Source organism: Halorubrum sodomense, assembly GCF_900111935.1.
Classification (GTDB): domain Archaea; phylum Halobacteriota; class Halobacteria; order Halobacteriales; family Haloferacaceae; genus Halorubrum; species Halorubrum sodomense.
Window position 1 is genome coordinate 739,985 of record NZ_FOYN01000001.1, and the last position, 23,979, is coordinate 763,963.

The window sequence follows — 23,979 nt, forward strand, 5'->3', positions numbered from 1 at the left end:
GACCTCTCGGCCCCCGCCCCCCTCACTCCCGCTCCGTCTCCGCCAGCACGTCGTCGACGAGCGAGAGGGTCCGCTCCGCCTCGGCGACGCGCTCGTCCGCCTCCCCCCGGTCGATCAGGGCCAGGGCGTCGTCGTCGAGTTCGTGCCTTACCTCGGCCGCGCGGCGGAGTCGCTCGTACTCGTCGCTCCGCGCGAGTTCGCGGACCGAGCGCAGCGTCGCGACGACCTCGTCGTCCGCGATCCGGCCGACCAGCGGCACCAGCTCGTCGATCTCGTAGGCGAGTTCGTCGCCCGGCTTCGGCGGCCAGTCCACCGTCAGCGGCTCGCCGTCGAGGCGTTCGAGGTACGTCCGGTGGACCGCGACCGCGGTGCGCAGCGCCCCCGGGTCGTCGACGTAGTGCTCCAGCTTGGAGTTCGTGTAGTCGGCGTACTCCAGCAGCGTCGCGGGCGGCTCCTCGCCGGCCGCGTGCGTCTCGACGTACTCCGCCAGGTCCGTCGGGGGCACGTCGACGTCGACGAACGGGGTCGCGTCCGCGCGGTCGAGGAAGTCGAACACCTCGCGGGCGGACGCCGACTCGAAGAACTCCCGGAACGCCGCCCGAATCCCCTCGTCGTACGCCTCGATCGGATCGCGGAGCCGGTCGAGGTCGGCGTCGAGGTCGGCGTCGGCCATGGCGGCGACCTCGCGGAGCTCGTCGAGTCGCGCGTCGAGACGCTTGCGGGCCTCGCGGGCCGCCTTCCTGGCTCCCCGGTAGTCGTCGACCGCGTCGTCGTACGCCTCCAGGAGGTCGACGAACTCCCCGGCCGGCTCCAGCGCCTCGCGGGCGGCCGCGAAGTCCGACTCCGAGAGCCGGCGCTTGTCGACCGCCTCGTCGGCCGCCTCGAAGGCGTCGGCGGCCGGGAGGTCGTCGTCGACGTCGGTCGCGTCGTCGAACTCCCCGCGGAACCGGACGTACGACTCGAAGTCGCCGGAGCCGACCGCGTCCTCCTCGTACCGGTCGAGGATCCGGTGGGCGCGGCGGTAGGCGTCCGCGGCCGCCTCGACGCGATCGCGGCCGTAGCCGTCGATCCGCTCCTCGATACGCCGGAGCTCGTCGTAGCGCTCACGGAGCCGGGCGGCCGCTTCCCCCGCCTCGGAGACGGGGTCGTCGTCGCCCGCTCCGCCCTCCTCGTCGCCTCGCCGCGCCGTCCCGCCGGCACCCTCGGCCATCGGTCAGTACACCTCGTCGGGGTCGAAGACGCGCTCCCCGACGTGTTCGCCGTCTATCGTCCGGTGGAAACACGACCGGTGGCCGGTGTGGCAGGCCCCGCCCGCCTGGTCGACGAGGTACAGCAGGGTGTCGGCGTCGCAGTCGACTCGGACCTCCCGGACCGACTGGGTATGGCCGGATGTGGCGCCCTTGTGCCAGATCTCCTCGCGGGACCGGGAGTAGTAGTGGGCCTCGCCGGTCTCGCGGGTGCGCGCCAGCGCCTCGGGCGAGACGTACGCGAGCATCAACACCTCGCCGGAGTCGGCGTCCTGGGCGACCGCCGGCACCAGCCCGTCATCGCCGAAGTCGACGTCGATCGCCCCGGTCTCCGCGTCGGCGTCACTCATGGCTGTCCGGAGACGTGGCGCCCGAATAGTCCTTGTGTCTGCGGCGCTCGGAAGCCCCGGTACGCCGGGAGACGGCGGCTCCCAGACGGCCGACCCGCTACCCGTCCGGAGCGAGCCGCAGGGCGAGCGCGTCGCCGTCGGCGTACGCGCCCGGCCGCCGCTCGACGACCTCGAAGCCGAGCGACTCGTACAGCGCGAGCGCGGCGTCGTTATCGGGGTGGGCCTGAAGCGTCACCGGTCCGTCGGCGTCGGCGATGGTCGCGGCGAGCAGCGCTCGGGCGCGCCCCTCGCGCCGGAACGCGGGCGCGACGACGAGCTCCGCGACGTGGACGCCCGAGCGGTTCGGCGCGTCCACCGGGAGCAGGTAGCCGACGACCCGACCGTCGGCGACGCTCACGCGGGCGGCGCCCACCGCGAGCCCGTACTCCAACAGGTCCGGGCTCGGCTGTCGGAGGTGCGACTGGAGTTCCCGGATCCGGGCGGCGTCGGCGGGTCGTCCGGGGCGAACGCGGGGGTTTCGGTCCTCGTCAGCCATCTCACACCGCCGTCCAGAGCGCGACGGCGGCGACCGCGCCGCCGAGCGTCGCGAGGAAGTTCACGGTCTGGTTGCCGACCCGGTCGCCCTCGATCAGGGCGCCGAGGAGGCTGTCGACGGTCATCCCGGCGACGCCGGCGGCGGCGACGGCTCCGCCCGCGGCGACGCCGCCGGGGACGACCGGATCGAGGATCGGGCTCCCGCCGGCGGCGAGCGCGCCGACGAGCACCGCGCCGGAGAAGCCCGCGAGTTCGCCCTGCCAGGTGACCGCGCCGTCGGTCCCGGGGTCGACGCGTCGGAGCGTCGTCACCAGCCGCGGGCCGTCGTAGAGGCCGCCGATCTCCGAGGAGAGCGTGTCTGCCATCGCGGTCGCCGTCGCGCCCGCGAAGACGAACCCGAACGGCGCCGCCGGGACGGCGAGGTGCGGCGCGGCCGCGTAGCCGACCACCGCGGCGAGCGCGATCGCGGAGTTCGCTAACACGTTGCCGGTGCCGCGGGCGCCCTCGTTCTCCTGGGCCACTCCCCTGTCCGCCTTCTCGTCGAACCGGTACTTCGAGGCGAGGCCGCCGACCGCGTAGAAGGACATCAGCGTGAGGAACCAGCCGACGCCGCCGAGCACGACCGCGAGCAGCGCCGAGACGACGCCGGTGAGCATCCCCGCCACCGAGGCGGTGCCGATGGCGAAGGAGACGTAGCCGAGCGCGCCGGTCACCGCGAGGCCGGCGGCGATCAGGGGGGCCTCCACGGTCGGCTCCAGCGCGATGAACCCCCACGTCACGAACGCGACGAGGGCCGTCGTGATGTGCGCGTCCCGCGAGAACACGAGCGAGCGGATCAGCGCGGCCGTCAGCGCGGCCGCCGCGGCGAGGAAGACGAGCAGGGGGACCGTCTCGGCGTCGACGGGAGCGCCGGTCTGGAGTCGCACCGCGATCTGTCCGACGAGGGCCGCGGCCGTCCCGACGACGACGTAGCCGGCGACCAGCGGGAACTCGTCGGTCGTCCGGCGGGAGACGAGCGTCCGACCGAGGCGGCCGGCCCCGACCGCGAGCGTCGCCGCCGCGAACGCCTCGTACGGTAGCGGGGCGCGCGGCAGCGACGCGAACAGCGCGAGGCCGGCGCCGGCGAGCGCGAAGGAGACGAGTCCGTAAAGGCGCTCGGCCTCCCGGTCGCCGGGTAACGCGAGCGTCTCGAACCACTCGCCGTCGCGGACGCCGAAGAAGGCGCCCCCGGCGACGGCGAAGAAGGGGACGGCGGCGGCGGTGTCGAGCGCCGGCGCGAGGACCGCGAGGGCGGCCACCGCGGCGAACACACTCGCGCGTCGGACCCTCCGTAGCACGTCCTCGGCTACCCGCGACGACCACTTAACGGTCCCGACAGCCGTCGGGCGGTCGACCGCTGACCGCCGTCACCGCGACGCCGATGTCAGTATCGGTACTCGTTGAACTGGACCGCGTGTCCCTCCAGCACGCGGACGGACTCTTCCGGGTCCTCCTCGTCGTCACCGATCCGATCCTCGTGCGAGTCAACCACTCCCATGAGAGAGCCGTACACGTCCGCCCATATAACTGTTCTCCACGTGGCGGCGGTGACAGTTCGCGGAGAGCCGATCGTCAGCCGATGACGCGGTCGATCTCGCCGAGGTGATCGATCACGTGATCGGGGACAGTTTCCGACGCCGCGAGGGTGTCGTCGTCGGTGACGCCCGAGCGGACGAGGACGGTCGTCATTCCGGCGCGCTCGCCGAGCGCGATGTCCGTGTCGAGGCGGTCGCCGACGACGAGACACTCCTCGGCGGGGGCGGAGAGTCGCTCGCGGACCATCTCGATCGCGGTGTCCGAGGGCTTGCCGAGGACGGCGTCGGGGTCGCGCTCGGCGACGCCCGCTATCGCGTTGATCACGGCGCCCGATCCGGGGACGTCGCGCTCGGGGGCCGGGATCACCACGTCGGGGTCGGTGCCGATGAAGGGGATATCGCGTTCGAGGGCCCACAGCGCGGTACAGAGGTCGTCGTAGTCGAACTCGCGGTCGATGGAGGCGACCAGGGCGTCGGCGGCGGCGACGTCGTCGGTCGTCGAGAGGCCGGCCGCCGCGAACTGGTCGCGCAGTCCGGGGTCGGCGATACAGAGCAGGTCGTCGTCCGCGTGGTGTTCCCGGAGGTACCGCGTCGTCACGCTGCCCGCGGTGAACACCCTCTCGGCGTCGACGTCGTACCCCGCCGCGCCGAGGCGGTCGACGTACGCCGGCGGCGCCTTCGTCGGATTGTTCGAGACGAACAGGGTCTCGATCCCGGCCTCGCGGAGCCGCCGGTACCCCGCCGGGGCGCCCGGGATCGGATCGTCGCCGCGCACGACCGTGCCGTCGACGTCGAGGACGGCGCCGCTGAACTCCATGCCCGGAGTGGGGACGCCACGGCCGTAGGGGTTGCGCCCGGGACGGGGACGGTAACTGACCGCCGACGCCGACGGACCGCCTCGGATCACGAACTCGGTACCGGTTCCACCTTCGGGATAACGGAAGGGTAAAGCGGCAGCGTTCCGTATCGATGTTCACTGTGACGACGACTCAGGTGACCCTCGTCCAGATCGACAACTACGGGCCGTGGACGACGACGCCGGAGCCGCGCCGCGAGATGGACCTCCAGACGCTCCAGTCGCGGCTCTTCGCCGACGTCGCCCAGTTCCTGGGCCACCGCGACGCCTACGTCTTCTTCACCAGGTTCGACAACATGATCGCGGTGACGAACGGCGTCGACGGCGCGGCCCACGCGACCCTCCAGGAGTCGATCGGCAACCGCTACCCCGTCAGCGTGAGCCTCGGCACCGCGGTCGCCGAACGCCCCGTCGACGCGCTCGAGGCGGCGAACAGACGGCTCCAGACCGCGGGTAGCGCGCAGGACGAGAGCCGGACCGAGGTGCTCGCCGGCGAGTACCTCTCGGAGACGGACCGGTCGGACCTCCAGGTCGCGCACTTCGACGTGGTCAACGCGACCGGCAAGTACACCGACCGACTCAACGAGTTCGACACGTTCATCAACATCGAGCGGGCGTACGGCTCGCTGATGCGCCACCTCCGCGAGGCGCACGGCGCCCTCTCCTTTTTCGTCGGCGGCGACAACATCGTGGCGGTCTGTCCCGACCTCCCCGAGACGGCGTTCTCGTCGGCGGTCGCGCACGTCGAGGACGACGTCGACATCGAACTCCAGGTCGGCGTCGGTCGCGGTGCCTCCGCCCACGAGGCCGGCTTCGCGGCCAAACACGCCCTCGAAGACTGCCGCCACGACGGGACGAGCGTCGAGCTGTTCGGCGCGCCCGCCGTCAGCGACTGACGATCCGGCCGCGCAGTCCGTCGATCTCGACGGTTACCCGTATCGAATCAGTTCTGATAATTTCGGTGCGAGATTTTTATACACCGGCCGGAAACCCCCGGTTAGCATGTCAGAGGAGATAGTGTTCGTCTGTACGGCGGACGGCTGTGACGAAGGTCCCTGGGAGGGCTCGCACGACGCGATGGCGCACTGCTCCGAGCATCCGGACCACGGCTACACCGGGATGCCGCGGTCGGAGATCGGGCCCGCCCGCGAGGTCATCCCCGCGACCGCGACGCGGAAACGTGACAACCGCAACCTCCAGCACAAGGGGCACCCCAAGGGTGCGCACGCGCAGAACGACTGACGGGCCCCGACGGACGAATCGTCGCTCCGGCGTCCGTCCCCGGCGCTGGGCCCGGATCCCCGTCCTCGTCGCGCAGCGCGGCGAGGACCGCTCCTCGTGAGCCGGGGTCCTCCCGGTCGCTCGATCCGGCGTCGTTTATACGCGCCCCGGGCCTACGGTCCCGCATGGTCTCGGACATCTTCGATCCCGACGCGTGGGATCGCGTCACCGACGAGTTCGACGACATCACCTACCACCGCGCCGTCGACGTCCCCGCGGTCCGGATCGCCTTCGACCGCCCCGCGGTCCGCAACGCCTTCCGGCCCGGCACGGTCGACGAACTGTACGCCGCGCTCGACCACGCGCGCAAGCAGGCCGACGTCGGCTGCGTCCTCCTCACCGGCAACGGCCCCTCCGAGAAGGACGGCGGCTGGGCGTTCTGTTCCGGCGGCGACCAGTCGGTCCGCGGCGGCTCCGGCTACGAGTACCGCGACGACGACGAGGCGGGCGACGACGACGACGACCTGGTCCGCTCGGCGCGGGCGGGCCGGCTCCACATCCTCGAAGTCCAGCGGCTGATCCGGTTCATGCCGAAGCCCGTCGTCGCGGTCGTCCCCGGCTGGGCGGTCGGCGGCGGCCACTCGCTGCACGTCGTCTGCGACATGACGCTCGCCAGCGAGGAACACGGGAAGTTCCTCCAGACCGACCCCGACGTGGGCTCGTTCGACGGCGGGTTCGGCTCCGCGTATCTCGCGAAACAGATCGGCCAAAAGAAGGCCCGCGAGGTGTTCTTCCGCGGGAAGACCTACTCCGCCGAGGAGGCCGCGGACATGGGGATGGTCAACGAGGTCGTCCCGCACGAGGAGCTGGAGGACCTGGCGCTGGAGTGGGCCGACGAGATGACCCGGAAGTCGCCGACCGCGATGCGCATGCTGAAGTACGCGTTCAACATGGCCGACGACGGGATGGTCGGCCAGCAGGTGTTCGCGGGCGAGGCGACGCGGCTCGCGTACATGACCGAGGAGGCCCAGGAGGGCCGCGACGCGTTCCTGGAGGGCCGGGAGCCGCAGTTCCGCGAGTACCCCTGGCACTACTGATCTCCCCGGTCAGCGAGCGGCCGGGAACGACCGTCAGTCGTCGTCCCCGACGATCCCCTCGGCGACCGCCATGTCGTCGACGGTGGGGTCGTCCTCCGACGCGCGGAGGACGAACCGCTTGCGGATCAGGTCCGCGACGTAGATCGCGGTCCCGGCGATGATCAGCGTGTCGCCGGGGAGCCGCGCCCAGAACAGCGTCTGGACGATGTCCCGCTCGTAGAACGCGAGGCTGCGGGCCGCGGCGTAGCTCTCGGTGAACGCGACGTCGAGCTGGAGGAAGCCGACCGGGAGGACGGAGACGAACACCATCAGCGCCAGTCCGACGTTCCAACACCAGAACGACGCGCGGAGCCACGAGCCGTCCCAGCGCTCGGGGTCGATCGACAGCTGGAGCATGTACGTCACCATGCCGAGCGCGAGGAAGCCGAACGCGCCGAACATCGCCGCGTGCGCGTGGCCGACGGTGAGGTACGTGCCGTGCTCGTAGTAGTTGATCAGCGGGAGATTGATGAAGAAGCCGAGGACGCCGGCACCGACGAAGTTCCACACGCCGCTGGCGACGATGAACATGAACGGAAGCTTGTATGGGAATCCGGTCTCGGCCATCGCGCGGTACTGGCCGATGGCCTCGTAGAGGATGAAGATCAGCGGGAGCAGCTCCAGCGTCGAGAAGACGCTGCCGATCGGCACCCAGTAGTCCGGCATTCCGATCCACCAGTAGTGGTGCGAGACGCCGACGACGCCGGTTCCCATCACGAGCAGCGCCTGGAGCATCACCGCCTTCTCGGCGCTGCGCCGCGAGAGCAGGTTCATCGACACCAGGGTGAGCCCGATGATGGCGACGATGAAGAACTCGAAGGCGCCCTCGACCCACATGTGGACGACCCACCAGCGCCAGAACTCCGTGACGGCGATGTTCGTCGACGGCGTGAACATGAAGCCGGCGACGAACAGCAGGGTGATCGAGCCGCCGGCGTAGAGGATCATGTGCGCGAGCCCGTACACCGGCTCGCGGTCGAGCAGGGGCTTGAGCCCGCGGATCGCGAGGACCGCCCAGAGGATGAACCCGCCGAGCAGGCCGGCCTGCCACACCTTCCCGACCTCGAGGTATTCGAGCCCCTCGTTGCCGAGCAGCCACCAGAGCTCGCCGGGGAGGTAGCCGTTCGCACCGAGCCAGATGCCGCTCATCCCGCCGACCACGACGACGACGAGCGCGCCGAGCAGGACGCTCACGTACGTCCCCTGTCGCTTCGGCTCGTGGCCGGTGAGCAGCGGCGGGAGGAACAGGCCGGCGCCGAGCCACGTCGACGCGATCCATAAGATTCCGAGGTCGATGTGCCACGTCTTCGCGATGGCGAAGGGGAGCAGTTGGAGGACGTGTATCCCGAACACCCGCTCGATCCCGAAGAACCCGGCCCGCTCGATGTAGAAGTGGGCGAGCAGCCCGCCCAAGAGCACCTGCGCCAGGAACAGCCCCGCCGCGATGGGGATGAAGCGGAGCGCGGCGCGCTGGCTCGGGAAGACGCTCACGTCGCCCGGCTTCGGAACCGAGATGCCCTCCGAGGACGGCTCGGGGAGCTTCACCGACTTGTAGAGGAGGATCGCCGCGCCCGCGGCGCCGACGAGCAGCACCATGGCGATCACGCTCCACGTCATCGCCGAGCCGGTGGCGTCGTTACCGGCGCCGGGCGCGTACGGCCACTCGTTGGTGTACGAGTGGTCGGCGTTCGGGCGGTCGGTGTGCGAGAACCACGCGGTCCACAGCGCGAAGTCCGCGAAGTTCCGGGCCTCCTCCGCCGAGCCGATCATCCCCGCGGGGACGCCGCGGTCGTGGTCGCCCTCGTGGTACCGTTCGACGTACGTCTCGCGCACCTGCCGGTGGGCGTACACCTCCGCGGCGGAGTACTCCACGACGTCGCCCCCGTCGTGCGCCGCGTCGAGTTCGTCGCGGACGAGCGCGTCGACGCGCGACTGCTCCCCGGAAGCGAGGTCGTCGTACGCCGCGCCGTACTCGGCGTCGGCGTAGTACTCGCGCATGTGTTCGACCTTCAGTTCGAGCGCGTCGGCGGTGTAGTCCTCGCCGTAGTACGCGCCGTTCCCGAGGATCGACCCGTGGTTCATCAGCCCGTACTGCTGGAACGCCTCCTTCCCGTCTTGGACCTCGGCCCCCGTGACGATTGTCTCGCCGTCGGGACCGACGACCTCGTCCGGTATCGGCGGCGCCTCTTGGTACGCCAACCACGCCCCGGCGCCCATCACGGCCAGGTTCAACAGGAACGCCGCGACGATGACCTTCGCTATCGTCTTGCGCGTGAGTCGCATGGGCGGGCGTACCACCGACACGGCCTATGAGTTTGGCGGCAACATGTTCGGTCGGATTCCCGGCGTCCGAAACCGTCGTCGCCGGGCCGTTTCGAGCGATCTCACTGCTCCTGTGGCGGGCGCCCCGACGCGCGCCGCGCGGGAGCGACCGCGACCGGTTGATGACCGCGACCGGTCGACCCCGCTCGGTCTCGGTCCGTCCTCCCGTGAACATGTTCGTGACCCGGCTTACCCGGAGCGGCAGCGTACGTACGCGTATGGCTCAGACCACCGAGATGGCGGAGTCGCCCCCGACCGACGCGGACGCGAGCCGAGCGGACGGGGCGGAAGCGACCGCGACCGAGGCGGAGACGACCGTCACCGTGCGGTGTACCGGTCACGTGCGCACGGAGCTTGGCGTGTACGAGTTCGAGTACACCTTCGAGGGCGACACGCTCCGGGCGTTCCTCAACGAGCTGTTCGAGGACTACCCGCAGCTCCAGGACATGCTGATCGCGGAGTCGGAGTCCGACGCGACCCACAGCGGCTGGGCGCCGACGCCGGAGGAACTGCCCGGAACGTGGTCGAAGAACCCGGTCGGCGAGCAGACCATCGCCTACGCCCGGATCCTCGTGAACGGCCACTTCAACGAGAACGAGAACGGCTTCGACACGGAACTGGAGGAGGGCGACCGCGTCGCCCTCGTCTACCCCTTCATGTTCTGCTGTTAACCGGGACGGATCGATGTCACCGAGGTCGCGGTGATATTCTCAGATCCCCCGGCGCTCGTTTATAATTGACCACGGATCGGCAGCGAATCCCTCCAACGCTCCAATCGCTCGGCACTACGTCGTCGCTAACGGATCGCGGAGAACACCGCCAAAGCCCCAGTCGCGAGGCGGGCGCACGCTCGCTGTCGTTCGAGACGCCTTCGGCGTCTCGTGATGACGAAACGGCGCTGGCGTTTCGAACCACGCGCCTCACTCGGTCGCTATCGCTCCCTCGCTGCGGTGTCGCCGGCGGCTCCGCCGCCGGCTTTCCGTGGCGCGTAGCGCCACGCTACTTACGTCGCCTGCGTCCGCCTCCCAACTGCCCCTTTGCGTCCCACCCCGCCCCCCACAGCAACCGCACCTCACGCCTCCCCAGCCTCGTCGCGGCCGCTTAAAAGCGGCCGCGACTCCCTCGCGCGTGCTGTCTCGCGGCCGCCGATGGCGGCCGCTCGCAGGCACGCGCCACCGAACCGGGTTTATCAGTGGCCACGACTGTCGCTCGCGAGTTGCTTGCCGCAGGAGTGCGGGGGAAGGGATTCGAACCAGGGAACGGAGCGAGCGAAGCGAGCGGAGTGAGTGAGGTTCGAATCCCTTCTGTGCCCAGTGCTGTCGCTCACGTACTGTTCGCGACAGCATGCGGGGGAAGGGATTCGAACCCTCGAACCTCTACAGGAGCGGATCTTAAGTCCGCCGCTTTTGGCCAGGCTCAGCCACCCCCGCGCGGATTCGGCTACCGGCGGCGCGGTGAAACCCCTTTCGGAACTGGGGGCCGGACGCTACCAGTCGACCGAGAGCGTCCCGTCGCCGTGCGGGTCCGGCGCGATCTCCTCGTCCGTCCGGCGGTCGACGACGTGGATCACGCCCGCGTCCTTCTTGGCCGGACACGCCTCGGCCGCGGCGACGTTCTCTTCGAGGTCCTCCTCGCCGATGTAGTACGCCTCCGGCTTCGCCATCCCGCTCACCACGTCCATCACCCAGTTGTCCGCGACCTCGGCGCACTTCCCCGCCCCGAAGCACTTGTTCGCCTCGAAGACGATCTTGTACGGCTTCTCCTCGACCGGCGGCCCCTCGCCCCCGATGTCGCTGGCGCGGAGCACCTCGTCGCCGCCGTCCGTTTCGGCCTCGTCGCTCATGACGCCCCCTCGGCGGCCGCGGGACTTTCGTCTGTCGGTCGTTCCCGCTCGCTCGGGACGATCGACCGGGCCGGACGAGTCGGTCACTCCTCGATGTGCTCCGCGAGCAGTCGCTCCGCGTGGTCGGGGGAATCGGCCGGCTCCCAGCGCACCTTCGCGGCGTCGCCGTACGCGAGCGCCTCCTTCAGTTCGTCGCGGAGGACGCCCGTGCCGAACCCGACCGTGTCGCCGTCTGCGTCGCCGAGTTCGTACAGCGCGTAGCGGTCGGGGGCGCTCCCGACGGTCGAACGGTCGAGGTCGCGCCACGGCTTCGCGAGGCTCATCGCGTCGACTCCCCGCCCGGCCGCGCGCTCGGCGGCGTCACCGGTGGGCGTCCAGCCCGTCCTCGGGGCCCTCAACGATCTCGTAGCTCCCCTCGGTCCAGCCGTCCTCGACGAAGACGAACACCCGGCCGCCGGCGATCTCGGGGTCGGCCACGACCTCGTTGCGCTGCCCCTCGCGGCCGACGATCACGCCGGGGAACACCTCGTCGCGCTCGCCGTCCTCGACGATGACGCGGCCGACGCCGGACTCCGCTAGGATCTCGTCGTCGGTCTTGTAGTCGTTCACGTACGTCATCACGCCCTCAGTTTCCGTGGGGTCGGTGACGAGCACGTGGGTCTCCTTGCCGGGACCGGCGGTCACCGACCCCTCGGCGGACTCTGGGACGCCCCGGTAGAGGGTCGTCCGCCCGTCGAGGTACTCGACGACGACGCCCTCCTCGCGGAGGTCGACGCCGATCGACGTCGGCGGCACGTCGCTGCGCGATGGCGCGGACATACGCGACGCTCGGAGTGCCGGCCTCAAAAGGGACGCGCTCGGCCCTCGCGCCGACGCGCACCGGACGGCCACCCGACCCCGACGCCGCGCGGCGGGGCGCCTTCAGCCGCGAGAATCGGCGTGCCACATTTAAGTTCCTGCCGCGGGGAGTGCGTGTCATGCAACGGACGCGACGGACGCTTCTGGGCGTCGGCGCCGCCCTCGTCGGGACCGCCGGGTGTCTCGGCGTCGAGGGCGTCGAGTACCCCGCCGCCCCCGAGGAGGCCGGGTCGCCGGGAGACGGCGCCGCCCCCGGTGACGGCTCGTCCGGGGACGACGCCCCTCCCGACGACTCGGCGGACGCGGACGGCGACCCGCCGCCGACGAATCCCGAGCTGGCGGACGCGACCCGCGCGGTGGTCGACGACGCGGTGTGGTTCGCGACCGAGTACCCCGACGCGGTCGCGACCTACCGCGACGCGATAACCGACGCGGTCTCGACGGTCCGGTCGGTCCGCGCGACCGTCGACGAGGAGGCGACGATCACGGCCGAACAGGTCGATACGGTCGCGGAAGCCGCCGAAACCGCCGCCGCCCGCGCGGCCGACGCCCTCGAACCGCACTTCTCGCCCGGCCCGCGGATCCGCGCTCAGACGGAGTACCACGTCGACGTTCTGCGGGTCTTCGCGCCGCGAAACGATGTCGACCGCGCGCTCGAGGAACTCGACCGCATGCGGACCGACCTCGCGAGCGTCGGCACCGCCACCTACGTCGACGAGGAGTTCTCTCGGAACCCGATCCACAACCGGCTGTTCCGCCGCCTGCTGGCGCCGCTGCCGCCGGACGACCCCGAACGCGGGCGCGTCACGACCGGCACGCTCGTCGAGCTCGCCGTCGCGAGCCGGAACTTCTCGACGTTCGCACACCGGCCGTACGACCGCGACGAGGTCGACCGCGACCGGATCCCGCAGATCTACGGCGAGGCGTTTGCCCCCGATCGTCGGCGCGAACTGCGCGCACGGCTCGGCCCGATCCCGCAGCCCGCGGACCGGATCGAAGAGCTGTTCGTCGCGTTCGCGAGGCGCCCGCCGCTGGGGAACCGCCGTCGGGACGCGTTCGAGGGCTGGGCCCGCGAACTCGACGGCGTCCCGGTCCACGTCCAGCGGTATCCGGACCCGGAGACCGCCGAGGCGCGGCTTTCGACGGCCCTCGAGGCCGGTTCGACGGAAGGACGGGCGCCGATCGACCCCGAGGCGACCCTCGCCGGTTCGGACTTCGGCGGGAACGCCTCGGACGGCGGGAACGCCTCCGACGCGAACGCCGATACCGACGACGGCCCGACCGCCTGGCACCGCTTCTACCACCGCGAGGCGGAGGGCGAGCGGTACGGCTTCGACGAGCACGCCGGCGTCCAGTACGGCTACGTCGTCCGGGCGGGCGAGTTCCTGCTCGCGGCCGGCTTCTCCGGCGACGCGTGGGAGGAGCGGACCGGCTGGCACGGCAGACTGCGGTACGGATGGGTGACCGGCGCATGAACGCGAACGAGATCGGGCTCGTGGCGGCCGCGTTCGCGCTCGTCGGCGCCGGCGTCGGCATCGTCGGCGCGGCCGCGACGGGCTGGGCGGAGGCGGCGTTGGCGACCGCGGCGACCGGCGAGACCGCCCGGTTCGGCCCGGTGTTCGTCGCCCAGTCGTACCTCGCCGTGACCGCGACCGTCCTCGTCGCCGCGGTCCCGCTGGCCGGCGTCCTCGGCGTCCTCGTCGGGTCGCGGGCCCGCGGCGTCGTCGCCGCGGCGGCGACCTGCGGACTGGGGACCGGCCTCGGCGCGCTGACGTACGGGCTGATCGCGGTCACGGTGATCGTCGTCACGCAGGGCGACGCCGCCGCGCAGGCGCACGGCCTCGCCGACGCGTTCCTGCCGACGCTCGCCACGGCGTTCGTCTCCGGGGCCGTCGGCGCCTCGACCGGTGTCCTCGGGGCGGTGATGCGATGACCGCCGACCGAGACGAGCGGGACTCCGGCGACGGCGAGCGACCCGGCAGACGGACCCGACGCGCGTCGCGGCGCGGCGTCCTCGCAGTCGGCGCCGCCGGGCTGCTGGCCGGCTGCCTCGTGACCTCGGAGTCGGAGGGCGGGCCGGGTCCCCGGCAGACGGACGGCAACGGCTCCGATACCGGGAGCGACGGGTCCGACGGTGGCGGTCAGGGATCCGGCGACGACGACGGAAGCGGCGCCGGGGGCGACGCGGGCGGCGACGGCGGCGCCGGGAGCGACGGGGATTCCGGCGGTAGCGGCGACGAATCGACGCCGGAGACTGTCGCGCCGGACGGATCGGGACTGGTCGTCACCGACGCGACGGTCTTGGACGTGAGCGAAGGCGGGGGACAGACGACGGTTCGCGCTCGCCTCACCGTCGAGAACGCCGGACGGTTCGAGTACGGCGTCGTCGAGTTCCGGGTCGACGCGTACGCGACGCCGGCCGGGACCGACGAGCGCGAGCCGGTCGGGTTCGAGTACGACACCGAGCGGTTCACCGGCGAGAACCGGTTCGACGGCTCGCGCCCGCGGCAGTTCACGGTCGAGATCGTGTTCTCCGACGATCGGACCAGCGTGCGGCCCGACCCGGACTGGTACGCGGTCGACGCGGCGGTCAGGCGCGCGGAGCCGATCTGAGGCGGCGCGAGGGTAGCAATCGGGGTGGGGTCCCGGCAGAGAGACTCGCCGTTATCGCTACCTCTTTGTCCGCGCTCGCGAGCCGTGAACCCATGGAGGGACGGGCGGCGGCGCTCGGCGCCGGAACCGTGTTGAACGCGCTCGCGACCGGCACGGGCGCGGCGTTCGGCATCGACGTCGAGACGCGCGCGACGGTCGAGCTCGACCCCGCGGCCGACGGCGTCGACGGGGAGATAGCTGAGGACGCCGGCGCCGACACCGACCTGATCGAGCGCTGCGTCGCGCTCGCGACCGAGCGATGGGGCGACGGCGAGGGGGGCCGCGTCCGGACCGACAGCGACGTGCCCCTGGCCGCGGGGCTGAAAAGCTCCAGCGCGGCCGCCAACGCGACCGTCCTCGCGACCTGTAACGCGCTCGGGCTCGCGATCGGGGACGACCCGGAGGACCCCGCCGTCGACGTCACCCGCCTGGCGGCCTGCCGGCTCGGCGTCCGAGCCGCCCGCGAGGCCGGCGTCACCGTCACGGGCGCGTTCGACGACGCGACCGCCTCGATGCTCGGCGGCGTCACCGTCACCGACAACGACGCCGACGAACTCCGGACGCGAGAGGCCGTTGACTGGGACGTCCTCGTCTGGACTCCGCCAGAGCGGGCGTACAGCGCCGACGCCGACGTGGCGCGCTGCGAGGCCGTGGCGCCGATGGCCGATCTCGTCGCCGACCTCGCGCTCGACGGCCGGTACGGCGAGGCGATGACCGTGAACGGGCTGGCGTTCTCGGCCGCGCTCGGGTTCGACGCCGACCCCGCCGTCGAGGCGATGCCGCACGCGACCGCGGTGTCGCTCTCCGGCACCGGCCCGAGCGTCGTCGCCGTCGCGGACTCCGCCGACCCCGAGACCGACCTCGGCGCGGTCGCCGACGCCTGGGGCGATCGTCCCGGAACGCTGCGACGAACGACGACCAGAAACGACGGCGCGGCCGTCGAGTGAGCCCCCGTGACCACCACCCACTGACCCACTACCTACCAATGAGTGACACACCCAACACCGAGGACCGAAGCCTCGACGAACTGCGACGCGAGATCGAGGACATCGACCGCGAGATCGTCGAACTGATCGCCCGCCGAACCTACGTCGCTGACACCGTGGCGGCGGTGAAAGAGGAGCGCGACCTCCCGACTACCGACGAGGGCCAAGAGGAGCGCGTGATGGAGCGCGCCGGCGAGAACGCCGAGCGCTTCGACGTGGACGCCAACCTCGTGAAGGCCATCTTCCGGCTGCTGATCGAACTGAACAAGGTCGAACAGCGGGAGAGTCGCTAGAGTTCCCTCAGACCGAGGCTGTATTCGAGTGCCTCGTCGACTTCCTCCATACGGGACGCCGGCACTGAGCCGAGGCTGGTATTAATACGATGCTCGATGGACACCGTGCGAATCTGACTACAGAGAGCAACCGAGTCCTCTCGGAGCGGAGACTCGGCAGCCGAGACGAGTACCTCGAACGGGTACAGTTCGTCTCCTCGCGAGGTCGTAAACGGGACGACGATGGTCGTCGGCGCGTTCTCGTTCCCAACGTTGTTTTGCACGACTAGACACGGTCGTGTTCCTCGTTGCTCGGACCCCTCTGTCGGGTCAAGCTCGACGATGACGATGTCTCCGCGGCGAACGTCCATCGATTACCACTCGGGAACATCACCGAGGTACTCGTCGGCCTCGCGAGACACACCGTCCATCTCCTCCGCGAGGGCTTCGGATTCTGCTGCGCGTCGTCGGTACCCCTCAGCGAGCTCCTCACGAGACAGCGGTTTTTCGATGGTGATTTTCCCGTCCTCTTCGTGAACCAGTACCTCGTCCCCGCCGCGGATACCCAGTTTCTCTCTCAGTTCTTTCGGGAGGGTGACTTGCCCTCGTTCACCGACCTTACGTTCCTCGCTCTTGCTCATGAGCATTCATATCCTATTCATATCTAAATTCTTTTCGCTCGGAGAAGAGCTGAGAGGGAAGGGACCACGGGCGACATGCGCAACTTTCGGTCAGGGTGCGATATACTGGATTTCAGCTACCTGAACAAGGTCGAACAGCGGGAGAGTCGGTAAGCGCGTCGTCGCCGCGTCGTACCGCTCCCGAGGTCAGTCGTCGCCCGCGGGCCAGAGCCGACGCTCGGGCGCGAGCAGGGAGACGACCATCACCGCCGAGAGCCCGAGGAGACAGCCCGCCGCGACGGCGAACGCGACGAGTTCGATCATCGTGTCTAGTTGACGAACCGACAGGTATCAATCCCTCGGTTCGGCCGATTCCGCGTCAGAGGGTCCGGGAAATCCGAGGTCAATCGCCGTCCCGGATCAGCATCACTTTCACGCGGCGGACGGCGTCGAAGTCGCGGAGCCGGTACGTCAGTTCGCGGACCCGCGCGGCGTCGCCGCGACAGAACAGCGATTCGAGACACCACTCGCCCTGATGGGTGTGGCTCGTGTTGAGGATCACGTCCTGATACTCGTGTTGGACGCCGTGGAGCTCCCGGATCACGTCGTGGTGGCGGTAGTCGAAGCCGACGAGCGCGACCACCTCGCCGGCCGTCTCCTCGAGCCGGGAGTGCGACTCGACGAACTCTAACATCGCCTCTCGCACCGCCCGCGACCGATTCTCTATGCCCTCGTCTCGCCATACCCGATCGAACTCCGCCACCACCTCGTCGGGGATGTTGAAACTCGTTCTCACGGTCTCGTGGTGAACGCCGCGGGCACAAGAACCTCGTTATGACGATACCCCCGGTCCGGTAGTAACAACTGCTAAACGCGGTCGTTTTCGAGTGTCACGCGAACGATGCTCCCAAGCGAACTGCTCGGCCCGCTCGCGGGTGCGATCCTCCTCGGCGCGGTCCACGGGATCGAACCGGGCCACGGCTGGCCGGTCGCCGCCTCGTACGCGCTCGATCAAACCAACAAGTGGGTGTACGGGTTCGCGGCGAGTTTCCTCATCGGATTCGGCCACCTCGTCAGCAGCATCGCGATGGTTGCGGTCTTCTTCTACGCGAAGAACTACTTCGATCTCACGCAGGTCAACGAGCCGATCGCGGTGTTCGGCGCCGTCCAGATCGGTGGTCCGGTCAGCCTCGTGGCCGGCGTGCTGCTGATCGCTCTCGGGGTCCGCGAGTACCTCCACGGCCACTCTCACGGGACCGACGACGAGGGGCACGATCACGAGCATAGCCGTGATTCGACCGACCATCACGATCATGACCCGAGCGACCGTCACGACCACCACGATCACGGCCCGAGCGACCGTCACGACCACCACGATCACGGCCCGAGCGACCATCACGACCACAGCCATGATCCTGCCGGACCTCACGACCGGGGTCACGATCACTCGCACGACCACGGCGACGAAAGCGGCGGGCTCTACGCCCGCCTGAAGGGGTTTGTGCCGTTCGCCGGCGGTCACTCCCACTCGCACGGCGGTCTCGAGGAGGGGACCGACCGGGGGCTCCTCGGCATCGCGTGGTTCGCGTTCGTCCTCGGGTTCGCCCACGAGGAGGAGTTCGAGATCATCGCGCTCTGTGCCGGGTCGAACTACTGTCTCGAACTGATGAGCGCCTACGCGCTCACCGTCATCGCGGGTATCGTCGGACTGACGTTGCTCCTGATCGCGGGATACCACCGCTCGCAGGAGCGCGTCGAACAGTACGCCCCGTACCTGCCGGCGTTCTCCGCGGCGGTCCTCGTCGTCATGGGCGTCGGATTCATCTTCGGGCTGTTCTGAGCCCCCCGCCGTCCGCGGTCCCCGGCAGCCGTACGACGGAACCCGTCTCGGTCGGCCGATCGCTTTTGGTCCGCCCCGTCGAACACCGGCCATGACACGCGTCTGTGAACTCGTCGCCTACCCGCTGAAGTCCTGTGACGGCGTCGCCGTCGACCGCGCCGCGATCGGCCCGGAGGGCGCGCTCCGGGGCGACCGCTCGTACGCGCTCGTCGAGGCCGGCGTCGACCCGGGGGAAGCCTCCGTCGGCGGTGGCGGCGGCTACGTCAACGGAAAAAGCGAGCCGGCGATCCACGGGCTCCGCGCCGAGTACGACCTCGCGGGTCCGACGGACGCCACCCCGACGGCCGTGGCGCTCTCGCGACCGGAGACCGAGCGCGCGCCGGCGGCCGAGCGCACCTTCGCACTGCCGGACGAGGGCGACGACTTGGCCGACTGGGTCGGCGAGTACCTCGGCTACGCGGTCGACCTCGTTCGCGACCCGGCGGGCGGCTTCCACGACGACCGCGCCGCCCACGGCCCCACGGTCGTCTCGCAGGCGACGCTGGAGACCGTCGCGTCGTGGTTCGACGAGATCGCGGACGCGACGGAGATGCGTCGCCGGTTGCGTCCGAACGTCGTGGTAGACGGCTGTCCCGCCTTCTTCGAGGACCGACTGTTCGCGGACTACGGGGAGGGCGTCCGCGTCGCGGTCGGCGGGACGGAACTGATCGGCGTCAACCCCTGTCAGCGCTGCGTCGTCCCTTCTCGGGACCCGGACACGGGCGCCGAAACAGCGGGGTTCCGCGAGAGATTCGTCCGGAAGCGCCGCGAGACGCTGCCGGAGTGGACCGAGAGCGACCGCTTCGACCACGACTTCCGGCTGATGGTCAACACCGTCGTCGAGGAGGCGTCGTGGGGCGACACGCTCGCCGTGGGCGACGAGGTCGCCGTCGAGGGCGTCGTCGCCGTCGACGAGAGCGGAACGCCCGTCGCGGACGCCGAGTCCGCGGCTGAGTGATCGACCGACGCCGTCGAAGCAATCGGCGGGAAGGGGACCACGCGGAGCCGCGTCAGCGGCCGCCGTCGGTCATCGCGACCGGTTCGTCCGCGTCGGTGTCGGCCGCGTCCGCCGCGGACTCGCCGCCCGTCGCGGGGTCGACGGCGGTGTCCGTGACCCCGAACTGCGTCCAGAGGGTGGCGACGACGACCGCGTACGCGACGAGGTCGTAGTGGACCGCGCCCTCCAGACCGGTGAACGCGGTCAGCGTGCTGTACCCGTAGAGGGCGACGACGCTCCCGACGAACGCGGTCTCGCCGGTGAACCGCCCGGCGCGCACGGCGGCGGTCGCGCGGCGGATCGCGGGACCGCAGGCGACGAGGAACGCGACCCCGGAGAGCGCGCCGAGGTTTATGAAGAAGTGCGTCGTCATCTGTGAGTCGAGGATCGACTGGAGGTACTGGACCGTCACGGGGTCGTAGAACAGCCACTCGATCCGGGTCGGGTACAGCACCGCGACGTACGGCGTCGCGACCATCAGGCCGAAGAGGACCGCGACCGCGACGCGGGCCGACGCGAACTGCGAGGCGCGGCGCGCCTCGAACGCCTCGTCGCCGGGCGCGACGACCAGCCCGCACTCCGCGAGCACCTCCCGGAGCGCCTCGCGCGACAGCGACGCGTCGTGGTGGACGCCGACCGTTCCGTTGCGCCGCGTCGCCGAGGCGGCGCTGACGCCGTCGACGTCGCGCAGGACCGCCTCCAACAGTCCCTCGCGGCGGTCGGTGTCGATCCCCTCGACGGAGAACGTGTCGTGGTCGTGGTCCTCCGGCACGCGAGCGACCCGCGGTCTCGGCCCGGAGGTGTCGCTTGCGGTCGTCCCGCCTCCGGGCGACCCCGTCTCGTCCGACGGATCGGGCGCGTCGATTCCCCGGTCGCGGACCACGGCGTCGAGCGGCGTCTCGCCGCCGCGGTGGTCACGATCTGCCATGAGACACACCTACGGTTACAGGAGCATGAAGTTTCCCCCGCGCGGTGCGGCCCGCGGCGGGCCTCGGAACGCGTAGTGCTGCCCACGGCGGGCCTCGGAACGCGCAGTGCGGCCCGCGGCGGCGAGGGAGCGCCGGCCGCTACGCGTTGACCGATTCGAGGTGCGAGCTCACGATCATCTGGCCCTTCCGAGTCAGCGTCGTCCCGGCGTCCCCGTCGGCGACGAGGCCCGCCTCGCGCAGCGAGTCGAGGACCATCGACGTCTGGGTGACGTCGCCGGTGACCACGTCGGCGATGGTCGCCTCGCCGCCGGCGGAGTAGATGGAGACGAGGATCTCCAACTGCTCTTCGGTCGGGTCGAACGACTCCAGATCCTCCATCGCCTCGTCGTACTCGATCTTGATGTACCGACCGAGAATGTTGAGCGCCCGCTCGTTCGGGACCGTCGTGATCGACGTCACCGTCTGCCCGTCGGCGACGTGTCGGAAGACGAGCGCCGGCCGTTTCTTCCCGCCCAGCGTGCGGTCGGTGCGCTCGTAGTCGATCACGGCCGAGAGGTCGACCGCGAACGGCTCGGGGCAGTCCCCGAACCGTATCTCTCCCGGCGACACCGACACCGAGGCGCGGTGGTCGGTGGCGTCCGTGACGCGGCCGCCGACCTTCGCCGGGTGTCGGACCGTGACGGTCACGTTCCGCAACAGCGTTTTGAACAGCAGCCTGACGAACCGGTCCATGTCCTCCGACTCGCCCTCCACGAGCGCCGAGCGCCGCGAGCCGTCGCTCTCGTAGGCGATCGTGACGCTCTCGTTGAAAAACGAGCGCAGGTCGCCGGGGACGCTTCCGACGACCACGTCGAACACCCGCGAGAGCGGGATCGTCTCCTTCCCGTCGTCCGTCGCGAGGACCAGCCGTCGCTGGCTCAACAGGACGCGGCCCGTCACCGGCTCGTCGGTCTCCTGACTCGTCGCGTGGACGCGGCCCACGAAGTCGGCGACGACGGACTCTCCCATCGATAGTTCCTGTGCGCCGTACGCTATTTATTGTTACTCACCTCGTATCAGTCGTGATAACGAACTGTCACTAGTGCGGTTCCCGGCGGAGAGAAACGGCAACTCCGCCCGTTCGAGACGTCTCCGCAATCCGTCGAAAACGCCGAGACGAATCGAACGTGTTCGGCTCTCCGGTGCGTCTCTCGGGGGCGGGGGATAAGGAACAGCAAAGCCTAATGAGGTGGGCATCAAACTGACTGGTGATGCCCACAGTAGAATACCTCAACTACGAAGTGCTCGACGACCACGGCTGGTCGATGGACGACGACGACCTCTTCGAACAGGCCGCCGACGCCGGCCTCGACGACGAGGATTACGGAACCCTGGAAGTCAATCAGGGCGAATACATCCTCGAGTCCGCCGAGGCGCAGGGCTACGACTGGCCCTTCTCGTGTCGCGCCGGTGCGTGTGCGAACTGCGCGTCCATCGTCAAGAAGGGCGACATCGACATGGACATGCAGCAGATCCTCTCCGACGAGGAGGTCGAGGAGAAGAACGTCCGCCTTACCTGTATCGGTAGCCCGGCCACCGACGAGGTCAAGATCGTCTACAACGCGAAACACCTCGACTACCTGCAGAACCGCGTCATCTAAACAACGGCGTATAACGCTCGTTAAACAGACGCGGCCCCTTCCAGGGGTAGCGATAGTTTAGACCAGCCGTTTCCGGCCTGAAATCGATCTCTACTGGCCGTTTTCTCTTGTAGCACGAACTGTGTTCAGAACAGACCCGCGTTTTCCACTTTCGTTATGACAATGTGAGTACAAAATAGTCGTACTGATAGCACGCGGGTCGTACTGTCAGTAGGTGTGGGGCTCCCACCCTTTCTCTCGCACTCGTACCGATGTTTCTGCTCAGCCACACTCCACCGACAACGCAGCGTTCGTGTTCTCGCTTGCCCTTCACCTTCGATCACTGCTGTACACGAACGGAAGCGATTCTCGGGAACAGCTATTCGGACAGGGTCTCAACGACATCGTCAACTGTGAACAGACCGAGATCGTCCCGATCCTCGGCCGCTTCCTCCACTGAGGATGCGAACCCGCTTCGGCTAAACAGTACGTACTCGTAGTTCACGTCGCTGTCAGCCGGCGACCACTCGATTTCGGGTGCCTCCCGTTCGAGCTGGGCGAGAACGTCGTACCCCGTCGGTTGTTGCTGGAACTTCGCTTCCCCGACCAGTAGCGTGTCGCCGTTCGTCGGGGCCACGATATCGATTTCACGGCCGTCGGTGTCCCACCACCGACCTGGGGATTCCGTGAACGTGTACGCGTCCCCGTACTCGTAGAGAACTGCCCGCTGGCAGAGTCGTTCGAACGACGAACTGACGAAGTCCGGAAGATGCGGTTCGACCAGTTCGTCGTACGCGTCCGCTCCGAACACTTCGTACCGAGACGAACGGCCGTGTACGAAGCGGAACCAGAACGCGAACAGTTGGTCCCTGATTCGATACCGGCTGTTCCGACTCCGGGACGGGTCAACGGTTACTGGGTACTCCTGCTCGATTATCTGGAGTTCCCGCAGCCGGGAGAGGTAGTAACTCGCGCTGTTGGCGTTGATGCCCGCCGCCTGGATAATCCCGTTTCGCTTGTGGTTCCCCTCCGCCATCGCTTTCAGGACGGCGAAATACCGGTCAACCTCGTCCAGTTCCCGATACAGGACGTCCTCGGGCTCCTCGTGGAGGCCGCCATCCCGGAGCAGCAAGGTCTCCGTGATGTTCTCTTGGAGTGACTGCGTATCGTCCACTGCTCGGAGGTACTCCGGTGTCCCCCCGAACACACCGTATGCGATCACCTGTTCGGCTGGCGCGTAGTTCGGGAAGAACTCCATCGCGGCCGCGAACGGGAGCGGACCGATTTCGAGTTTCCCGTTCGGCCGTTTCGATATCCGCCCGTACAGCGGTGAACTCCCGTCGAGTGCGATCTTGTGTATCATCCCGATCGCCGAGCCAGTCAACACGAAGGTCGCAGCTGTATCAGCGACTTCGTGGTCCCAGATTCGCTGGATGAGGGAGGGGAGCGCTTCGTTTTCGTCAACGAGGTACGGGAACTCGTCGAGGATGACGACCGTGTCCTGCTCAGCGAGGTACGTAAGAACGTTCTCCCAGTCCTTCCGAATCCGACTCACTCCCGGGAACACCGTTGTGGCATCAGCGATGAAGGAGTCAAGTTGTTGCTCCGTCGTCCCGTGTGCAGCCTGATGGTACACCGCGTCTTCACGGTCTTCGATGGATTTGACGACGAGCGCCGTCTTCCCCATCCGCCGACGTCCGTAGACGACGCTCAACTCCGCGGACCCACTCTCGTATAACTCGTGGAGTCTGTCGAGTTCCTGTTCTCGGTTGACGAACGCGGGCATACCTCCACCTTCGACTCACCAGCACATAAAACGTACAGATAGCGTAGTCTAAACTATCGTAGTTCAAACCACGGTAGTTGAGGCAACAGTAAAGAGAACCGCGTCATCTGAACGGCACTCTCTCACCGCGGTTAACGACCGCTCTCACCCGGGACCGCAGTCGCCGCGTCCCCGCATTCTCTCGTTTTCGTTCCGGATTAGTCCCGGCGTTCTCCGCCCTCGTCGCTCTCTCGGCGACGGCCGCGTCGCTCACTTCCCGAACTCGTTCGGGCGAATTTCGCGGCCGTGAGAACGCGCG

General features: G+C 69.2%; 27 protein-coding genes and 1 tRNA gene. 12 read left to right on the forward strand and 16 right to left on the reverse strand.

The features are described from left to right. Window positions 1-22: 22 nt before the first annotated feature. From BM286_RS03790 to BM286_RS03810, 5 genes are all read right to left on the reverse strand, one after another. On the reverse strand, window positions 23-1,210 hold the full coding sequence (locus tag BM286_RS03790) for a DUF7118 family protein (protein ID WP_092920244.1): 1,188 nt from the start codon (window positions 1,208-1,210) through the stop codon (window positions 23-25). A 3-nt stretch (window positions 1,211-1,213) separates the two neighbouring features. Next, on the reverse strand, window positions 1,214-1,597 hold the full coding sequence (gene hisI / locus BM286_RS03795) for a phosphoribosyl-AMP cyclohydrolase (RefSeq protein WP_092920245.1): 384 nt from the start codon (window positions 1,595-1,597) through the stop codon (window positions 1,214-1,216). 97 nt (window positions 1,598-1,694) lie between these two features. Further along, entirely contained in the window at window positions 1,695-2,132 is a 438-nt protein-coding gene (locus BM286_RS03800) for a GNAT family N-acetyltransferase (RefSeq protein WP_092920246.1), read from the reverse strand. Window position 2,133: 1 nt separating this feature from the next. Then, entirely contained in the window at window positions 2,134-3,468 is a 1,335-nt protein-coding gene (locus BM286_RS03805; RefSeq protein WP_092920247.1) for a DUF92 domain-containing protein, read from the reverse strand. A gap of 274 nt (window positions 3,469-3,742) precedes the next feature. Next, window positions 3,743-4,522, reverse strand: a complete 780-nt coding sequence (locus tag BM286_RS03810; RefSeq protein WP_092920248.1) for an HAD-IIA family hydrolase — start codon at window positions 4,520-4,522, stop codon at window positions 3,743-3,745. Between the two features lie 161 nt (window positions 4,523-4,683). On the opposite strand from BM286_RS03810, the gene BM286_RS03815 reads away from it, so the two are divergent. The 3 genes from BM286_RS03815 (at window position 4,684) to BM286_RS03825 (ending at window position 6,879) form a co-directional block, all read left to right on the forward strand. Further along, window positions 4,684-5,457, forward strand: a complete 774-nt coding sequence (locus BM286_RS03815) for a GTP cyclohydrolase III (protein ID WP_092920493.1) — start codon at window positions 4,684-4,686, stop codon at window positions 5,455-5,457. Between the two features lie 106 nt (window positions 5,458-5,563). Continuing rightward, the gene (locus tag BM286_RS03820; protein WP_092920249.1) at window positions 5,564-5,803 is read left to right on the forward strand and encodes a hypothetical protein; all 240 of its coding nucleotides are present in this window, start codon (window positions 5,564-5,566) and stop codon (window positions 5,801-5,803) included. A gap of 164 nt (window positions 5,804-5,967) precedes the next feature. Next, window positions 5,968-6,879 carry a 1,4-dihydroxy-2-naphthoyl-CoA synthase gene (locus BM286_RS03825; RefSeq protein WP_092920250.1) on the forward strand — a complete coding sequence of 304 codons (912 nt, stop codon included), beginning with the start codon at window positions 5,968-5,970 and terminating at the stop codon, window positions 6,877-6,879. A 33-nt stretch (window positions 6,880-6,912) separates the two neighbouring features. Here the strand turns inward: BM286_RS03825 and BM286_RS03830 are convergent, their stop codons facing one another. Continuing rightward, window positions 6,913-9,201 carry a nitric-oxide reductase large subunit gene (locus BM286_RS03830; RefSeq protein ID WP_092920251.1) on the reverse strand — a complete coding sequence of 763 codons (2,289 nt, stop codon included), beginning with the start codon at window positions 9,199-9,201 and terminating at the stop codon, window positions 6,913-6,915. 257 nt (window positions 9,202-9,458) lie between these two features. On the opposite strand from BM286_RS03830, the gene BM286_RS03835 reads away from it, so the two are divergent. Beyond that, on the forward strand, window positions 9,459-9,911 hold the full coding sequence (locus tag BM286_RS03835) for a MoaD/ThiS family protein (RefSeq protein ID WP_092920252.1): 453 nt from the start codon (window positions 9,459-9,461) through the stop codon (window positions 9,909-9,911). 674 nt (window positions 9,912-10,585) lie between these two features. Here BM286_RS03835 and BM286_RS03840 read toward each other — a convergent pair. The 4 genes from BM286_RS03840 to BM286_RS03855 all read right to left on the reverse strand — a co-directional run bounded on the left by BM286_RS03840 (window position 10,586) and on the right by BM286_RS03855 (window position 11,902). Continuing rightward, a tRNA-Leu gene (locus tag BM286_RS03840) sits at window positions 10,586-10,670 on the reverse strand. Window positions 10,671-10,726: 56 nt separating this feature from the next. After that, the gene (locus BM286_RS03845) at window positions 10,727-11,083 is read right to left on the reverse strand and encodes a ferredoxin (protein ID WP_092920253.1); all 357 of its coding nucleotides are present in this window, start codon (window positions 11,081-11,083) and stop codon (window positions 10,727-10,729) included. Between the two features lie 83 nt (window positions 11,084-11,166). Beyond that, window positions 11,167-11,406: a DUF7508 domain-containing protein gene (locus tag BM286_RS03850; protein ID WP_092920254.1), complete on the reverse strand. Its 240-nt coding sequence runs from the start codon at window positions 11,404-11,406 to the stop codon at window positions 11,167-11,169. A gap of 37 nt (window positions 11,407-11,443) precedes the next feature. Then, on the reverse strand, window positions 11,444-11,902 hold the full coding sequence (locus BM286_RS03855) for a DUF5796 family protein (RefSeq protein ID WP_092920255.1): 459 nt from the start codon (window positions 11,900-11,902) through the stop codon (window positions 11,444-11,446). A 158-nt stretch (window positions 11,903-12,060) separates the two neighbouring features. Between BM286_RS03855 and BM286_RS03860 the strand changes: the two genes are divergently transcribed. The 5 genes from BM286_RS03860 to BM286_RS03880 all read left to right on the forward strand — a co-directional run bounded on the left by BM286_RS03860 (window position 12,061) and on the right by BM286_RS03880 (window position 15,872). Continuing rightward, the gene (locus tag BM286_RS03860; protein WP_092920256.1) at window positions 12,061-13,416 is read left to right on the forward strand and encodes a hypothetical protein; all 1,356 of its coding nucleotides are present in this window, start codon (window positions 12,061-12,063) and stop codon (window positions 13,414-13,416) included. Further along, complete coding sequence (locus BM286_RS03865) at window positions 13,413-13,874, forward strand: hypothetical protein (protein WP_092920257.1); 462 nt, start codon at window positions 13,413-13,415, stop codon at window positions 13,872-13,874. Before BM286_RS03860 ends, BM286_RS03865 begins: the two co-directional genes overlap by 4 nt. After that, window positions 13,871-14,554 (forward strand): hypothetical protein, encoded by a 684-nt coding sequence (locus tag BM286_RS03870; protein ID WP_092920258.1) that lies wholly within the window; start codon window positions 13,871-13,873, stop codon window positions 14,552-14,554. The genes BM286_RS03865 and BM286_RS03870 overlap by 4 nt, the downstream gene beginning before the upstream one ends. Before the next feature lie 92 nt (window positions 14,555-14,646). Continuing rightward, entirely contained in the window at window positions 14,647-15,540 is an 894-nt protein-coding gene (locus BM286_RS03875) for a shikimate kinase (protein WP_092920259.1), read from the forward strand. Between the two features lie 38 nt (window positions 15,541-15,578). Then, window positions 15,579-15,872 carry a chorismate mutase gene (locus BM286_RS03880; protein WP_092920260.1) on the forward strand — a complete coding sequence of 98 codons (294 nt, stop codon included), beginning with the start codon at window positions 15,579-15,581 and terminating at the stop codon, window positions 15,870-15,872. On the opposite strand, the gene BM286_RS03885 is transcribed toward BM286_RS03880, so the two are convergent. From BM286_RS03885 to BM286_RS03895, 3 genes are all read right to left on the reverse strand, one after another. After that, window positions 15,869-16,222 (reverse strand): type II toxin-antitoxin system PemK/MazF family toxin, encoded by a 354-nt coding sequence (locus BM286_RS03885; RefSeq protein ID WP_049908936.1) that lies wholly within the window; start codon window positions 16,220-16,222, stop codon window positions 15,869-15,871. The two genes, BM286_RS03880 and BM286_RS03885, sit on opposite strands and share 4 nt — an antisense overlap. Window positions 16,223-16,225: 3 nt before the next feature. Next, window positions 16,226-16,492, reverse strand: coding sequence for an AbrB/MazE/SpoVT family DNA-binding domain-containing protein (locus BM286_RS03890; RefSeq protein WP_092920494.1), 267 nt, complete (start codon window positions 16,490-16,492; stop codon window positions 16,226-16,228). A 382-nt stretch (window positions 16,493-16,874) separates the two neighbouring features. Beyond that, complete coding sequence (locus BM286_RS03895) at window positions 16,875-17,267, reverse strand: CopG family ribbon-helix-helix protein (protein WP_092920261.1); 393 nt, start codon at window positions 17,265-17,267, stop codon at window positions 16,875-16,877. Between the two features lie 105 nt (window positions 17,268-17,372). On the opposite strand from BM286_RS03895, the gene BM286_RS03900 reads away from it, so the two are divergent. Both BM286_RS03900 and BM286_RS03905 read left to right on the forward strand, forming a co-directional pair. Next, window positions 17,373-18,311, forward strand: coding sequence for a sulfite exporter TauE/SafE family protein (locus BM286_RS03900; protein ID WP_092920262.1), 939 nt, complete (start codon window positions 17,373-17,375; stop codon window positions 18,309-18,311). Window positions 18,312-18,402: 91 nt separating this feature from the next. Beyond that, window positions 18,403-19,308: an MOSC domain-containing protein gene (locus BM286_RS03905; RefSeq protein WP_092920263.1), complete on the forward strand. Its 906-nt coding sequence runs from the start codon at window positions 18,403-18,405 to the stop codon at window positions 19,306-19,308. Window positions 19,309-19,360: 52 nt separating this feature from the next. Here the strand turns inward: BM286_RS03905 and BM286_RS03910 are convergent, their stop codons facing one another. Both BM286_RS03910 and BM286_RS03915 read right to left on the reverse strand, forming a co-directional pair. Further along, window positions 19,361-20,275 (reverse strand): hypothetical protein, encoded by a 915-nt coding sequence (locus tag BM286_RS03910; RefSeq protein ID WP_092920264.1) that lies wholly within the window; start codon window positions 20,273-20,275, stop codon window positions 19,361-19,363. A 139-nt stretch (window positions 20,276-20,414) separates the two neighbouring features. After that, entirely contained in the window at window positions 20,415-21,284 is an 870-nt protein-coding gene (locus tag BM286_RS03915; protein WP_092920265.1) for a CheF family chemotaxis protein, read from the reverse strand. 242 nt (window positions 21,285-21,526) lie between these two features. On the opposite strand from BM286_RS03915, the gene fer reads away from it, so the two are divergent. After that, a complete protein-coding gene (gene fer, locus BM286_RS03920; RefSeq protein WP_092920266.1) occupies window positions 21,527-21,916 on the forward strand; it encodes a ferredoxin Fer in 390 nt (129 codons plus the stop codon). 358 nt (window positions 21,917-22,274) lie between these two features. Here the strand turns inward: fer and BM286_RS03925 are convergent, their stop codons facing one another. Further along, on the reverse strand, window positions 22,275-23,681 hold the full coding sequence (locus BM286_RS03925) for an ATP-binding protein (protein WP_092920267.1): 1,407 nt from the start codon (window positions 23,679-23,681) through the stop codon (window positions 22,275-22,277). Window positions 23,682-23,979: the final 298 nt, after the last annotated feature.